Below are 15,614 nucleotides of genomic sequence, written 5' to 3'. Positions count from 1 at the left end.
GTTCCTATTTTTGGTTTGAAACCCCAAGGCGTTCACAATTATATGAACCATCAAGAACACGACTCCACCAAGTCTTATTCGATAAATACCACTCAACCGTTTTTCGAATACCGGTCTCAAATGATTCTGCTGGCTTCCAACCTAGCTCACGTTCAATTTTAGATGCATCAATAGCATAACGAACATCATGACCCGGTCGATCTGTAACATAAGTAATTAAATCAGCGTAGTGATTAACCCCTTCAGGCTTATTCGGTATTAACTCTTCAAGTAACGAACAAATGGTTTTAACAACATCAATATTCGCTTTCTCGTTATGACCACCGATATTATATGTTTCGCCAACAATACCCTCTGTCACAACTTTATATAAAGCACGAGCGTGATCCTCAACATACAACCAATCACGAATCTGTAAGCCGTTACCGTAAACAGGTAAAGCTTTACCATCTAATGCATTAAGGATAATCAGTGGAATTAATTTTTCAGGAAAGTGATAAGGACCATAATTATTAGAGCAATTGGTTACAATAGATGGTAACCCATAAGTTCTTTGCCAAGCTCTTACTAGATGATCACTTGATGCTTTGGATGCAGAGTAAGGGCTCGATGGCTCATATGATGTCTCTTCAGTGAAAAGATCATCAGTACCTTCTAAATCACCGTATACCTCATCCGTTGATATATGATGAAATCGAAACGCATTTTTTTTCGGTAAATCTAATGCATTCCAATACTGTCTAGCAGCTTCAAGCAAGGTGTATGTGCCAATAATATTTGTTTCTATAAACGCTGCAGGTCTATCGATAGAGCGATCAACATGAGACTCTGCTGCTAAATGCATTACAGCATCCGGCTTATATTCATTAAATATTCTATCCAGTTCTGCACGTTGACAAATATCTACATGCTCAAAAACATATCTAGAATCTGTATTAATCTCAGCTAATGACTCTAAATTTCCAGCATAAGTTAATTTGTCGACATTAATTACAGTATCTTTTGTATTATTAATGATATGGCGTATAACTGCAGAACCAATAAAGCCTGCACCACCAGTTACTAAAATCTTCACTGATTACTCCTGAAAAAACTTTTTCATATCAACGCTATTCTCCTGTGAAATACTATCATCATGTAATCCACATTCGCGCTTTAAACCATGAAATCTAGTATCTTCTGGTCTCATACCATCAGATAAAGGAATCGTTGTATGAACATCCCCCATGGATACATATCCTTTATAATATAAAGGGTGATAATCTAAATAATTCTCTTCAAGGTAATTTTTAATATCGTCATCAGACCAATCTAATATTGGTAAAAATTTAAATTGCTCTCCTTGAATAGATAAGAAATCAAGCTTCCTACGAGACTCAGCTTGCTCTCTTCGCAAACCAGAATGCCAGATAGATAAATCAAGTTCTTTCAAGGCTTGCGTCATAGGAATAACTTTATTTATTCGATTGTACTTTTTAATTCCATCTAGACCATTTTCCCATAATTTCCCATAAATACTTTCTTGCCATGCGGGAGAGATTGCTGAACGAAATATTTTTAAATTTAAATTTAAATCTCGCTGCATTTTCTCAATAAATTGATATGTTTCAGGAAATAAATAACCAGTATCAATTAAAATTACAGGTATATTAGGTTTAATTGACGTGTACATATGCAAACAAACAGCTGCTTGAATTCCAAAACTTGATGTTAAAGCTTGGTTACCTTTAATATTATTAAGAGCCCAAGTAACTCTTTCTGAAGCCGTTAAAGTCGATAAATACTGATTAACTTCGGACAACAACTCATGTTGTCGTTCAATGTTAAGGCGTCGAAATGAATTAATTTCAAGAACATTATACATATGTACACATAACCACATTAATATTTAGTTAAAATATCAGAAATTGTTTTAAAATTATCAACTTCTTCATCAGGAACAGCTCGGTCTGTTAGATTCTCTAACTCTAAAAATAAATTAAATAAATCTAAGCTATCTAACCCTAAATCTTCAAAAATGATATCTTGGTTTTCTTTTAAAGTTATATCACTATCAAGTGATATACCCGCTGCATCCATTGCATCAATTACAACATCAATATTAAGCATTTTTTATTCTCCTAAGTAGATTTGTTGCCCATGAAAGGCCGACACCGAATCCAGAAATAATAATATTCTCTTTAGTGGTATCATTAATAAACTTTTCTAATAACAGTGGAATTGATGAAGATACTGTATTACCAGTTTCTTTAATATCCATTGGAACTTTGTCTTTTGAAACTCTTAATTTTCTAACGATAACATCTATTATTGCCGCACTTCCTTGATGCAATAAAAACAAATCAACATCATCTATTGCCAATGTGTTTTTTTCTAGATATTTGCAAACATGATTAGGGACTTTAGTTGCTGCAAAGTTAAAAACTTGTCTTCCATTCATATACAAATAATCTTTTTTAACCAATGCTAATTCACCACTACCATCTGTACCAAGTAGAGGCCGCTCAATTAACAACTCACCTTTAGTTGCTAATAATGTAGCAGTTGCAGCATCACCGAATAATAATGAAGTTACTCTATCATTTTCATCTATTACTTTCGAATAAGGGTCTGCTGTCACTAATATTGCGTTATCAAACTCCATCTCAATCATATGAGATTTCAAAATACTTAAACCATATACATAACCAGAGCAACCAAGTGATATATCAAAACAAGAAATATCTTCTTTTAATCCTAGCTTCCCTTGAATTAAGGCTGAAGTATGAGGAAGTCCATCAAAATCACCATTTTGTGTAACAACAACAAGCGCATCTATATCTTGTTTATTTAGATCTGTTTTGTTCAATAATGATTCAACAGCTTTAACCGCCATATCTGATGTATTCATACCTTCAGGCATTCGAGATAATTTAGATGCTCCTATTTTTGAATCAATAAAATCCTTTGATTCTGAAAATCGTTCTGAGTTCTTATAATTATCAATATAATCATTAGGAATGTATGAGGCTATATCTCTTATATATATCATGCTTCACCTACAATAAACATAATCTTTGCTTTAAGCACTCCATTTAAATAAATCAAATTTTCACTAAATCTGGATGTTATTCTTTTATTTGATTCAATCTCTATAAGTCCATCAAAATTAATAAGATCATGCTCTGATTTATACTGACCAAATAACCATTTTCCTGAACTTGGTTTATCCAAAGCATTATTTAGTTTTTTTGTTAATGCGACAACATTCTCTATATAAGAAAAGTTATTATTTAAAATCATTGAAATTTTCTTATCCAAAACTTTAGCATTTTCAACTAAACCATCTTCATCAAAATCATATCTATCGTTTATTAACTCGTTCGATTCAAGTAGATAGTATGATTGCTTGGGAGTTTTAATAATAGCAACTGTATCATTTCCCTTTTCAGTTGATAAAACACATTGGTACTTAGTTGTTTTCCGAAAAGAAATATCTGAAATATACTCATCCTTCAATAAAGCACTAACAGAATTAAACATATCCGTTCCATGAAGATAGTTACGGTCAGCTTTAAATTTAAAATATATCATTTTCTTTTTGGAACTCCATTTAGCTTATTTTGCATTGGAATAGCTCTAGCTGGCATGCCAATATACGTAGCACCTTCATTCTCAATACTTTTTGATATAATAGCCCCAGCACCTATCGTAGTTTTATCAGCAATTTTTATTTGAGAAGCAAAAGTTGCACTTGCTCCTATAAAACATTCAGAACCAATAATAACATTTCCAGCTAAAGTACAATTATTAGCTATGTGTGTATGATGGTTGATTTTTACACCATGTCCAATCTGAGAACCATGAGAAATTAAGCAGTTATTATCAACAATCGTACTTTCATTCACTGAGCCTCGAACGATTGTCACATTAGAACCAATAAAAACTTCATTTCCGATTTCGACATAACCAATTTGAGGCTGAATAACTCTTTCACCAGTTGCTTCATCCCAAATCCACGCAACACCTTTAGCGCCAATTACCGAGTTGTCAGAAATAGTAACATTATCTCCAATAGTCACGTTGTCATGAATGACTACATTGGCACCAATAGAGACATTATTACCTATTGAACTTGCTCTAACGACTGCATTTTCATCAATATTAACATTTTCACCTAATCTTACCGACTCAGATATAACTGCTGATGATGCAACTCCCGAGTTTTTCTCAGGGTAAAATTCACGCATTAATTTGTAAAATGTCAGTTGTGGCTTTTCCAAAACAATATAACAATTATTTTTTGAATTTTTATTATGTTCGTCATTAACAATAACCATTGAATTATTGATCGATTCAGGAACATCACCTACTGAGTAATATAATTTATTATTTTCAATTTTTTTTATACTACCAAAGCCCGTTATATTAATAACATCACCGAGCACTTTATAATCAATATTTAAATCAACCAATTTTGAAAAAATCAAATCTACATTAATCATAATCAACTCTATAATTCATTATTTATAACATCACAAATTCGATCGATATCAGAACTCGTCAATGAATGGTATAAAGGAAGGCACAAAATTCGCTTCGAAATAGACTCTGAAATCGGCATATTTTGATATTTCACGATATGTGTTAAATTATTTAATGATGGAGAGAAATATCTTCTTGGGTATATTGATACTGCATTTAACACACTCTCTACCTTTATCATTGCATCTTCAGATTCAAAAATAATCGGCATATATGAGTAATTGCAACCTTCATTAATAATCTGAAAACGGATAGATTCAATCCCTTTAAGATTATTTACGTATAATTCGTAACTTTTCTTACGGTCATCCAACACATCATCATAATATTTTAAGTTAGCTAAACCCAAAGCAGCATGAATTTCTGTCACTTTACCATTGCAGCCATCTTCAACGACATCTTTATGATCATCATGACCAAAAAAGCGAATACGCTTTAGCTTCTCATGTAATTCAGTTGAATTAGCAATACATGCACCGCCTTCAGCAGTATTAAAGATCTTAGTTCCATGCAAGCTTATTGTCGAAATATCACCATAATCCAACACACTCTTTTCACCATAATTTGTACCCACGGCATGCGCTGCATCATAAATTACTTTCAAGTTATGTTTTTTTGCAATGCTCTCGATAGCTTCAACATCACAAGGATTACCAAATACATGCACAGGCATAATTGCAACAGTATCTTTTGTAATTAGATCTTCTATCTTGCTGACATCAATATTTAGTGTATTTTCATCAATATCACAAAAGATTGGTGTACAACCTTCCCATTTAATCGCACTGACTGTTGCAACCCAACTAAATGGAGTCGTAATAATTTCACCTTTTAATTCAAGGGCTTTTATCGCCATTTGAATTGCAACAGTACCATTGGTAACTAAAGATAAATTACTTGTGTGTAATTTGTTCTCTAACTCAGATTCAAGTTTCTGAACTAGAGGGCCGTTATGAGTTAAAACCCCTGTTTCCCAAACCTGTTCAAGATATTGAGTAAACTCGCTTAGAGGAGCTAATGATGGCTTAGTTACATAAATTGGGTTATTCGGCATGATGAACCTTTAAAATATTTGAGATCAGGTAAGCTTGATTAATATTTGATTTGTATTCAAACTCACGCTTTTCATTGCAATTTATTGATGAAGAAAAGTACGTCAGCATATTTTGAAAATGATTTGTTTTTTCAATTGAGATAGTACGGCTACCCGATTGGGTTTGTACTTCAACCTCAGCACAATAACCAGGAGGAGCAGTAAAAATTCGCCCAGCTTTAATCAAGCCTTTACTTCCCCATACTTCAAGTAAACATTGGTAATATTGTTCAAAACCAAATGATATATGACTAGAAATGGCACTGTTTTTTAAATTTAGTTGTGCATTTCCCCATAAATCAATATTCAGTTGCTCATCAATATGTAACGATGAAGAAACGACTTCAACATCAAAGCCTAAAATCTCTTGAGTTACTTTAATAGGATAAGCACCAGCATCAAGCAAAGCACCACCGCCTAAATCACTCTGGTATCGAATATTCGATTTATCTTCAAATGGAGGGAAACCAAATCTTGAATGAACTTGTCGAATATCACCAATTTCACCTGAAGCGATAATATTTTTAATGCATTCTAACTGCGGGTGAAATCTAAATTGAAAATTTTCAATTAAAGCTAATTTTCGTTCTCTGGCTATATTATTTAATTCAACAACATCCGATAACGTACAAGCTAATGATTTTTCAACAAGTACATGTTTGTTTTTCAATAACGCACTCTTAACCCACTCATAATGTAATGAATTTGGTAGTGGTATATAAACCGCATCTATCGCATCGTTATCAATTAACGCTTCATAATCATCAAAAGACAAACAATTGAATTGACTAGCGAATTCATCTGCATCTTTCTTATTACGGCTAGCAACACCAACTAATTCAAACAATGAATCTAGACTTTGAATTGCTGGTATAACAAAACGTTGAGCAATGCTTGCGCATCCAAGCACTCCAATCCTAATTTGTTTAACCATGAGCGAGAATACCTCTAATATGCGGGTTAATCCATGCGTCTTCTTTAAGCAGTTGCTTGATCTGATACAAGCTCAACCAAATAAAATTATCATTTGGCAATGAAATTGGAGTCGCTTCATCAAGTTCAATCAAAATGCCACGATTTCTTTTCAGATGCAGTCTTCCACCATCTTCGGCCAACCAAGCATCAAAAAGCACAGTTACATCATCAAGATTATCACGCTCCATAAACAAATCAGTAAAGTGTGGTTTTCGTCCACCATGAGCCTGATTAATATTAGCAAACGTAGCTTGAAGACTTGGACTAATTTGAACTTTTCCGTAATTGCCCGGCTCTTCCTTTGCTTCACATAAATAATGCGGGATATCATTAATTCTTTTGCGAATAATACCTAATAAGCCGCCATCGTAACCAACCTGTTCAAGAATTGGTTGGTCCCATGTCACCGCAACTTCACGGTTCTTTGATGTTACTCTTACACCATGAATAGTGAAAAAATCACCTGAATCGTGATAAATATTTCCTGAATCTTTATCAATATTCCAGCCAGCAACTTGGTTTAAAGGAATATCTTCAACCTCCAGAGTTGATTGCTTTCTCTTATTCACAAACCACTCTTTTACTTCTTCTAGAGAGTGAAAAGCAGACCAATCCTTTAAAGACTCAAACATAAACTCTGGAGTGTGAGAATAAATATCAGAAGATATAAAATCATCAATTCGAGTTAAAAAGTCTTTTAATTCATTTTGATAATTCATTTTATACATTCCCAATATCCTCACAGCCCCATTCAGGGAAATGCTTTCTTACATAAGCATTTAATTCTTTTTCAGCCGACGAATACACACGTTTGCTCTCATCTACACCAGAATGAACATGGTGAACCATTCCAGCACCAACCGTTACATTAGTGTATCTATCAATAACCACAAACGCCCCCGTTTGAGGCAACTTCTGGTATTCATCAATGACGACTTTATCTGTCAAACTGATTTCTGTTAAAGCAATTTCATTTAAGTCCAATGATTCACTATTTTCTGCGTGTTGTTTTAGCGTATTCACATCGATTTTATGTTGAATCATTGATATTTTTCCTGCACAAGACTTCGTAGCAAACTTAAAAACATACTCTTTATGAGCACGTAACGAATTCTCATCCATCCATACAATATGCGCATCTAACTTATTAGTCGTACTTGGTTCAACACCTTTATGAACAAGCATATCACCACGAGATACATCAATTTCATCTTCTAGAGTAATCGTAATTGCTTGTCCCGGTTGAGCGCTATTTAGCTCACCATCAAATGTATAGATTGATTTAACCTTCGATGACTTACCAGAAGGTAATACCGTTACTTCATCGCCAATTTGCACTAAGCCAGACGCCAATGTTCCACAAAAACCACGGAAATTTAGATTAGGTCGGTTAACATATTGAGTAGGGAAACGCATATGTTCCGTATTCTTATCTTGATCGATTTTTACCGTCTCAAGTAGCTTCATTAACGTTGCACCAGGATACCAATCCATCGCTTCACTTGAATGCACAACGTTATCACCATTAAGAGCCGAAATTGGAACAAAACGGATATCATCAATATTAAAGCTCTTAGCCATCTCACGGTAATCGGCTTTAATTTTTTGGTACACCTCTTGGCTATAATCCATTAAATCCATTTTGTTGATCGCAACAATAATGTGTTTAATACCAAGCAATGAACAAATATAACTATGACGACGAGTTTGTGTCTGAATACCACGGCGAGCATCAACCATCACAATAGCCAAATCACATGTAGAGGCCCCTGTTACCATATTACGGGTATATTGCTCATGTCCTGGAGTATCAGCAATAATGAACTTACGCTTATCAGTAGAGAAGTAACGGTAAGCAACGTCAATAGTAATACCTTGCTCACGTTCTGCTTGAAGGCCATCAACAAGAAGAGCTAAGTCAAATTCTTCATCGGTGGTGTTAAACTTCTGAGAATCTTTCTCGATCGCTGCCATTTGATCTTCATAGATCAGCTTTGAATCGTAAAGTAGGCGACCAATGAGTGTTGATTTACCATCATCCACATTACCACACGTTAGAAAACGTAATAGATCCTTGTTTTCATGCACTTTTAGATATGCTTCGATATCTTTAGCAATAAGGTCTGAAGAGTGTGACATGTCCTATTCCTACTTCTTATAAAATTGATTTAGAGCCTGAACGAAGTTCTCCACTTCAGACTTTGGTAATTGATTAATCCCGGCAGCCGCTTTACGCCCACCACCAGTTGCGAATTGGCTACACACTTCATCAGCACCCGTTCTGTTTTCTAAAGGTGCTCTTACACTGACGGTGTAATCTTCTCCGTTTGTATTCAGAATTAACACTGCATGCGCTTTACTCGGTGATTGATTGGCCAATTGGTTACCGAACACGCCGCTAATTCGCCTAGCCCAAGCTTCACAAGGCAATACATATACTTCTGTTGAAAAAGTAGTAAAGCTTGCTTCCAGCATTTCTAGATTGCCTGCATCACTTCCATACCCTTGTTTAAGCAAATAGTATGGAGAGCTCGTATCTGCTAACAGATCAAATGGTGACTCATACCGCATTAGTTCAACAAACAGCTCTGCAGGTTCAATGTGCAAATCAGACAAACTTGCACCGTAGCCATTGTAATTGATCAGCACGCCGAGTTCTTTCAAAAACTCAGTATGTTCAGCTTGTAGTTCACATTCTTGAGCTAGCCTTTCTGCCTGAGCATTTAGATTGTCTCCAAAAGCTCCTGCAATGGCCCAATATACAAAGCGTCCACCAATATGTTTATTGATCAATAAGCTTGTACAAATTTGCGCATCAAGATTGATCAAAGCAGTAAAATTATCAGCTTGAGGTACTTCCCCTGTACGGTGGTGATCACAATAGAAAACTGGTATTTTTCTATCTAGTAACTCATGCAAAGCATCAAGGTTTTTTTCCATCGAAATATCTAAAGCCGTCACACCGCTAACATTTTTCTCGGTAGTAACCTTTTGCAATAATTTGATATCTCGCTTAACCCCAGTGACTAGGGTAGAACTTTTGGGTTCATGTTTGCGTAACTGGATAAGAGATAAGATGCCATCAGCATCACCATTAAAAACATCGTAATGCATATTAAATATATTCTTTTTCGGTCAATGTATCGATAATTTGCTGTGCGCACTCTTCGATAGTTGCCTCAGCGGTTCTTACATGTATCTCTGCCAAGGTTGGCGCTTCATATTCGGAATCAATACCTGTAAAGTGTTTAATTTCACCAGCACGCGCCTTTTTATACAGGCCTTTTGGATCACGTTGTTCACAGATCTCTAATGGTGTGTCAATGAACACTTCCAAAAACTGCCCACCATCAAGTAGCTCACGCACCTGAGTTCGATCTGAACTAAATGGAGAGATAAATGCAGTCAACACAATCGCACCGGAATCAACGAAAAGCTTCACCACTTCACCAATGCGGCGAATATTCTCAACTCTATCTTTATCACTAAAACCTAGATCTTTATTCAGCCCATGACGTACGTTATCACCGTCAAGTAAATAACTGTGCTTCCCCAACGCCAGCAGTTTCTTTTCTACAGCATTTGCCACCGTTGACTTGCCAGATCCGCTCAAGCCAGTAAACCATAACACAACCGGTTTTTGCTGTTTTAAACTAGCACGCTCTTGTCGTGATACTATAGAATTGTGCCAAACAATATCATCACTGACCGACTCATTTTGCTTTTTGTTATATGGATTCATAATTCATTAAAACGGAAATATTAGTGGAATAACGATAAGTGATACTAGAATATAACTAAGTGAAACTTTCCAACCAAAACGAATAAAGTCTTTAAAGCTATAACCACCAGCATTCATTACCATCAAATTTGTTTGATAACCATAAGGGCTAATGAAACATGCACTTGCTGCATAGGCGACAGACATAATAAAAGGCATGCTATTAACTTGATATACGCCAGCTAATGAGACCCCAATGGGTAACATTATCGCGGCCGCTGCGGTATTAGTGATCACCTCAGTCATAACAACTGTAACTAAAAATAGTACGACTAAAGCCATATAAGGAGAAGCATCACCTATCGCATTATATAGCAATTCAGTAATACCATTCGCTAACCCCGAATCACTGAAAGACTGGGCAAGCGAAAGAGCACAAACTAAGATAAGCCATAGTTCAAAAGGGAAACGCCGTCGAATGGTTGTTCCGTCGATTACGTTAAGTGCGAGCATCACTAAAATATAGGCACTTACAGCTTCGAGTAAACTAATAGACGTCAATGCTGAGATAAAAATAACAGCGACAAAGCCTGCTATAGCGCTCCAATTTTGGAAAAACGTTAAGGTGTTATTAAGCTCAATTCCACTCAGTATAAAAAAGTTACGTGTAATATTTTGCCTTTTATTGAAATCTTGCCCAACAGCTAATACCAATTTATCACCCGTTTGTATGATTTGCTCACCTAGCTTACCTGACAAACGTTGACCTTCACGGTTAATTGCAACAACCGCAGCATCAAAACGAGAACGAAAGTCACTACTTTTAAGTGTTTTTCCAATCAAAATAGATTCAGGACTGACAATAACTTCTGTTAAGTTGCTATTCAATAGTTGGCTATTATCCGCGAATATTTCAACACCATCGAGTAATTTAATCTGTTTAATATTCTCGACATCTCCGGCAAAGACCAACTTGTCATTAGATTTAATGAGTGTCTCGGGAGTTACTGGGGAGATTAACTGCTGTCCCCTAACAATTTCAGCTAAGAATAAGCCATCTAGTGAACGGAGTTGGTTCTCTCGTACGGTTTTACCGACGAGCTTACTTGCCTCACTCACTTCTGCATCAATGAAATAGCCTAAATGTTTCTCAGCATTAACATTTTTGGAGCTCAGGCTACGACAATTTAAAGCAATGATAAAGCCAACAGAAATCAAAAGAATTAGCCCGACAGGTGCAAAATCAAAAAAGCTTAACCCTGGTAGATTCATGTCCACCAACAGTGCGTTCACCACTAAATTGGTTGCTGTACCAATTAATGTAACTGTGCCACCCAAGATCGCAAAATAGGATAAAGGGATGAGCAACCGATTTGGCGCATGCTCTTGATTCCTCTTTACTCCCCCCATTAATGTCGCAACAACGGCCGTATTATTGAGGAAAGCGGAGCTAAAAGCCGTTGACACTGCTAGGTTAAATAGAGTTTTTGAGTAGCTAGAGTGAAATATTTTGCTCGACAGCCACGTCAGCAAATGACTTCTCTCCAAAGCTAATGACGCTATCATCAAGCCAACCAAGGTAAGAACAGCACTATTAGTAATATTGGATAAGAGTTCGTCTTTACCTAGTTGGCCGAATAGGTAAAGTACTATTGTTGCTATAACAAAAAGAGACACTGCTCGATACTGAGTAAATATCAAGCAGAGTAATAATCCGACAATAGTAAGCGCTGTAACTAACATGAAGAGATATCTTAAAACGAAAAATGGCGTTACTTAGAAGTAACCTTCGCGTTTTTTCTTCTCCATAGAACCAGAACTATCGTGGTCAATTGCACGGCCTTGACGCTCTGATGTCGTTGTTAACAACATCTCCTGAATAATTTCAGGAAGCGTTGTGGCTTCAGATTCCACTGCACCGGTTAGTGGGTAACAGCCAAGTGTACGGAAGCGAACCATCTTCTCTTCAACCATTTCCCCCTCTCTAAGTTCCATTCTTGCATCATCAACCATAATTAGCATACCATCACGCTCAACCACAGGGCGTTTCTTCGCTAAGTAAAGACTTGGAATCTCGATGTTTTCTAGGTAGATATATTGCCAAATATCAAGCTCAGTCCAGTTCGACAAAGGGAATACACGGATACTTTCACCTTGGTTTACTCTACCATTGTAAATATTCCAAAGCTCAGGCCGTTGATTCTTTGGATCCCAGCGATGATGCTCATCACGGAAAGAATAAACACGCTCCTTAGCTCGAGATTTTTCTTCATCACGGCGCGCACCACCAAAAGCCGCATCAAAACCATGCTTGTCTAATGCTTGCTTTAAGCCTTGAGTCTTCATGATATCAGTATGCTTTGAGCTGCCGTGAATAAAGGGGTTAATGTTCATTTTCAGCCCTTCAGGGTTTTGATGAACAATTAGCTTCATACCAAGCTTTTTAGCCATATAATCTCTGAACTGAATCATTTCCTTGAACTTCCACGTTGTATCAACATGCATCAAAGGAAACGGCGGGACACCTGGTGCAAATGCTTTTTTTGCAAGATGGAGCATAACTGAAGAGTCTTTGCCGACAGAGTAAAGCATTACTGGGTTATCAAACTCGGCAGCGACTTCGCGCATAATATGGATAGACTCAGCTTCTAACTGTTTAAGATGGGTCATACGCTCTGGCTTGACTACCATAATTAAATTTCCTTAACTTTCTGGCTAATATAAGAATATTACCCCTTATTGGTGACAATCTTACTCAACCAGCAGAATTGTTTTTTCTTCGGTCAATTCTACCGAAAGAGAGACAATATAGCGAATGCTAAGCAAGTATTGCAAAACACTCTTTTCTCACTTCTGCTAACCTCAGCATTTAACCATTCCTTGATATTGCCTAAAACACATTAGCCTAGTTAACATAAGCCAATTTTTTGACGTAATAAGTAAATTTTATCCTATCAGAGCTCAAATTCTGGTAGGTAATAAGCATTGAATAAGAATCGAATCGGAGTTTATTTTGAAAATTGCAGTTGCAGGTACCGGGTACGTTGGTTTATCCAATGCAATGCTACTCGCGCAAAACCATGACGTAGTAGCCGTTGATATCATCGAAGAAAAAGTAAAGATGCTAAACGACCGCATCTCTCCGATCGTTGATGCTGAAATTGAAGACTTTCTAACAAACAAAACGCTGAGCTTTCAGGCTACGTTAGACAAAGAGCAAGCCTATAAAGATGCCGAGTATGTTGTAATCGCAACCCCAACGGATTACGACCCTCAAACCAACTACTTCAACACCTCTTCTGTTGAAGCTGTCATCAAAGATGTAATGGCAATTAACCCAAATGCAGTGATGGTAATCAAATCAACCATTCCTGTCGGTTACACAGATCGCATAAAACAAGAGCTCGGTTGTGATAACTTGATCTTCTCACCAGAGTTTTTACGTGAGGGCAAAGCACTATACGACAACTTGCACCCATCTCGCATTATCGTGGGTGAGCAAAGTGAGCGTGCGAAAGTGTTTGCCGATCTACTCGTGGAAGGTGCGGTAAAAGAAGACATTCCTGTTCTGTTCACTAACTCAACTGAAGCAGAAGCCGTTAAGCTATTCTCAAATACTTACTTAGCTATGCGTGTTGCTTACTTTAACGAGCTAGATTCTTACGCTGAAGCGCATGGTATGGATTCACGCCAAATCATCGAAGGGGTTGGTTTAGACCCACGTATCGGTAGCCATTACAACAACCCTTCATTTGGTTATGGCGGCTACTGCCTACCAAAAGATACCAAGCAGCTACTAGCTAACTACGAAACGGTACCAAATAACATCATCGCAGCGATTGTTGATGCAAACCGTACACGTAAAGATTTTATCGCTGAATCTATCTTAAAACGTGAGCCTAAAGTAGTCGGTATCTACCGTCTGATCATGAAGGCTGGTTCTGACAACTTCCGTGCTTCTTCGATTCAAGGCATCATGAAGCGTCTGAAGGCAAAAGGTATTGAAGTTATCGTTTATGAGCCAGTATTAAAAGAAGAACACTTCTTCCACTCACGTGTCATCACTGATTTTGATGCCTTTAAGCAAGAAGCCGATGTGATTGTTTCTAACCGCATGGTGACTGAGCTTGAAGATGTCGCAGACAAGGTTTACACCCGCGACTTATTTGGCAGTGACTAAGCCTAATTTCCAATGTAAAGAGACGCCTTAATGGCGTCTCTTTTTCTATCTCGGCTAGAGAGCTCTGGAGGGGGAAAACAACTGTGTTATACTCGCGAAAGAACCGCTTTATTATGAAGGAATGAGTATGATCATCGTAACTGGTGGTGCTGGCATGATCGGCAGCAACATTGTCAAAGCCCTAAATGAACAAGGCATTAACGATATTCTGGTTGTAGACAACCTGAAAAATGGCAAGAAATTCCAGAATCTGGTTGATTTGGATATTGCTGATTACATGGATCGTGATGATTTCTTAGTTCAAATCATGGCAGGTGAGAACTTTGGCCCCATCGACGCCATTTTCCATGAAGGTGCTTGTTCTGCGACGACTGAGTGGGATGGTAAGTATATGATGCTTAACAACTACGAGTATTCTAAAGAGCTACTGCATTACTGCCTCGATCGTGACATTCCATTCCTCTATGCTTCTTCGGCCGCTACCTACGGTGAAACTTCTGTATTTAAAGAAGAAAAACAATACGAAGGCGCACTAAACGTCTACGGTTACTCCAAACAACAATTTGATAATTATGTTCGCCGTGTGTGGGAAGACGCTGCCGCCCATGGTGAAAAACTGTCACAAGTCGTCGGTTTCCGTTATTTCAATGTGTATGGCCCACGTGAACAACATAAGGGCTCAATGGCTTCGGTAGCCTTCCACTTAAACAATCAGATGAATGCTGGCGAGAATCCAAAATTATTTGAAGGTAGCGAACACTTCAAGCGTGATTTTGTTTATGTGGGCGATGTAGCCGCCGTCAACCTATGGTTCATGCAAAGTGGAGTCTCTGGTATTTTTAACCTAGGTACTGGTAATGCTGAATCCTTTGAAGAGGTCGCAAAAGCAGTAATTAACTACCACGGCAAAGGAACAATGGAAACCATCCCATTCCCTGAGCATTTGAAAGGTGCGTACCAAGAGTTTACACAAGCCGATCTAACTAATCTCCGAACTGCTGGTTGTGACCACCAGTTTAAGACTGTGGCACAAGGTGTCGCTGAATACATGCAGCTTATTAACGCCTAAGCTGAAACAATTTACACCGGCTCACTCATCCGAGCCGGTTTTTACTAAATAC

Annotated in this window: 16 protein-coding genes; 2 read left to right on the top strand and 14 right to left on the bottom strand. The window is 37.3% G+C overall.

The window, feature by feature from the left end; all coding sequences use genetic code 11:
* Positions 1 to 4: 4 nt before the first annotated feature.
* From rfbB to cysD, 14 genes are read right to left on the bottom strand one after another with little or no spacing between them, the layout of a single operon-like run.
* Positions 5 to 1,075 (bottom strand): dTDP-glucose 4,6-dehydratase, encoded by a 1,071-nt coding sequence (gene rfbB, locus ACQEXS_RS12850; RefSeq protein ID WP_427014094.1) that lies wholly within the window; start codon positions 1,073 to 1,075, stop codon positions 5 to 7.
* A 3-nt stretch (positions 1,076 to 1,078) separates the two neighbouring features.
* Positions 1,079 to 1,864: a phosphoadenylyl-sulfate reductase gene (locus ACQEXS_RS12845; protein WP_427014093.1), complete on the bottom strand. Its 786-nt coding sequence runs from the start codon at positions 1,862 to 1,864 to the stop codon at positions 1,079 to 1,081.
* 17 nt (positions 1,865 to 1,881) lie between these two features.
* Positions 1,882 to 2,109 (bottom strand): acyl carrier protein, encoded by a 228-nt coding sequence (locus tag ACQEXS_RS12840; RefSeq protein ID WP_427014092.1) that lies wholly within the window; start codon positions 2,107 to 2,109, stop codon positions 1,882 to 1,884.
* Positions 2,102 to 3,031 (bottom strand): ketoacyl-ACP synthase III, encoded by a 930-nt coding sequence (locus ACQEXS_RS12835; protein WP_427014091.1) that lies wholly within the window; start codon positions 3,029 to 3,031, stop codon positions 2,102 to 2,104. The genes ACQEXS_RS12840 and ACQEXS_RS12835 overlap by 8 nt, the downstream gene beginning before the upstream one ends.
* Complete coding sequence (locus tag ACQEXS_RS12830) at positions 3,028 to 3,522, bottom strand: hypothetical protein (RefSeq protein WP_427014090.1); 495 nt, start codon at positions 3,520 to 3,522, stop codon at positions 3,028 to 3,030. The genes ACQEXS_RS12835 and ACQEXS_RS12830 overlap by 4 nt, the downstream gene beginning before the upstream one ends.
* A 47-nt stretch (positions 3,523 to 3,569) precedes the next feature.
* A complete protein-coding gene (locus tag ACQEXS_RS12825; protein WP_427014089.1) occupies positions 3,570 to 4,484 on the bottom strand; it encodes a DapH/DapD/GlmU-related protein in 915 nt (304 codons plus the stop codon).
* Between the two features lie 8 nt (positions 4,485 to 4,492).
* On the bottom strand, positions 4,493 to 5,578 hold the full coding sequence (locus ACQEXS_RS12820; protein WP_427014088.1) for a DegT/DnrJ/EryC1/StrS family aminotransferase: 1,086 nt from the start codon (positions 5,576 to 5,578) through the stop codon (positions 4,493 to 4,495).
* Positions 5,568 to 6,551 (bottom strand): Gfo/Idh/MocA family protein, encoded by a 984-nt coding sequence (locus ACQEXS_RS12815; protein ID WP_427014087.1) that lies wholly within the window; start codon positions 6,549 to 6,551, stop codon positions 5,568 to 5,570. Before ACQEXS_RS12815 ends, ACQEXS_RS12820 begins: the two co-directional genes overlap by 11 nt.
* Positions 6,544 to 7,320 carry an NDP-hexose 2,3-dehydratase family protein gene (locus ACQEXS_RS12810; RefSeq protein WP_427014086.1) on the bottom strand — a complete coding sequence of 259 codons (777 nt, stop codon included), beginning with the start codon at positions 7,318 to 7,320 and terminating at the stop codon, positions 6,544 to 6,546. Before ACQEXS_RS12810 ends, ACQEXS_RS12815 begins: the two co-directional genes overlap by 8 nt.
* Positions 7,313 to 8,731, bottom strand: coding sequence for a sulfate adenylyltransferase subunit CysN (cysN, locus tag ACQEXS_RS12805; RefSeq protein WP_427014085.1), 1,419 nt, complete (start codon positions 8,729 to 8,731; stop codon positions 7,313 to 7,315). The genes ACQEXS_RS12810 and cysN overlap by 8 nt, the downstream gene beginning before the upstream one ends.
* Positions 8,732 to 8,740: 9 nt before the next feature.
* Complete coding sequence (locus ACQEXS_RS12800; RefSeq protein WP_427014084.1) at positions 8,741 to 9,706, bottom strand: DHH family phosphoesterase; 966 nt, start codon at positions 9,704 to 9,706, stop codon at positions 8,741 to 8,743.
* 1 nt (position 9,707) lies between these two features.
* Positions 9,708 to 10,337 carry an adenylyl-sulfate kinase gene (cysC, locus tag ACQEXS_RS12795; protein ID WP_427014181.1) on the bottom strand — a complete coding sequence of 210 codons (630 nt, stop codon included), beginning with the start codon at positions 10,335 to 10,337 and terminating at the stop codon, positions 9,708 to 9,710.
* 3 nt (positions 10,338 to 10,340) lie between these two features.
* Positions 10,341 to 12,056, bottom strand: coding sequence for an SLC13 family permease (locus ACQEXS_RS12790; protein ID WP_427014083.1), 1,716 nt, complete (start codon positions 12,054 to 12,056; stop codon positions 10,341 to 10,343).
* 33 nt (positions 12,057 to 12,089) lie between these two features.
* On the bottom strand, positions 12,090 to 13,004 hold the full coding sequence (gene cysD, locus ACQEXS_RS12785) for a sulfate adenylyltransferase subunit CysD (protein ID WP_427014082.1): 915 nt from the start codon (positions 13,002 to 13,004) through the stop codon (positions 12,090 to 12,092).
* Between the two features lie 322 nt (positions 13,005 to 13,326).
* Between cysD and ACQEXS_RS12780 the strand changes: the two genes are divergently transcribed.
* Both ACQEXS_RS12780 and rfaD read left to right on the top strand, forming a co-directional pair.
* On the top strand, positions 13,327 to 14,493 hold the full coding sequence (locus tag ACQEXS_RS12780; RefSeq protein WP_427014081.1) for a nucleotide sugar dehydrogenase: 1,167 nt from the start codon (positions 13,327 to 13,329) through the stop codon (positions 14,491 to 14,493).
* Between the two features lie 127 nt (positions 14,494 to 14,620).
* Positions 14,621 to 15,562: an ADP-glyceromanno-heptose 6-epimerase gene (rfaD, locus tag ACQEXS_RS12775; RefSeq protein ID WP_427014080.1), complete on the top strand. Its 942-nt coding sequence runs from the start codon at positions 14,621 to 14,623 to the stop codon at positions 15,560 to 15,562.
* The last annotated feature ends 52 nt before the right edge of the window (positions 15,563 to 15,614 follow it).

The sequence above is a fragment of the Vibrio sp. TRT 17S01 genome, from assembly GCF_050113695.1.
In the GTDB taxonomy this organism is placed as follows: Bacteria; Pseudomonadota; Gammaproteobacteria; order Enterobacterales; family Vibrionaceae; genus Vibrio.
This window is presented reverse-complemented; position numbering and strand designations above follow the sequence as displayed.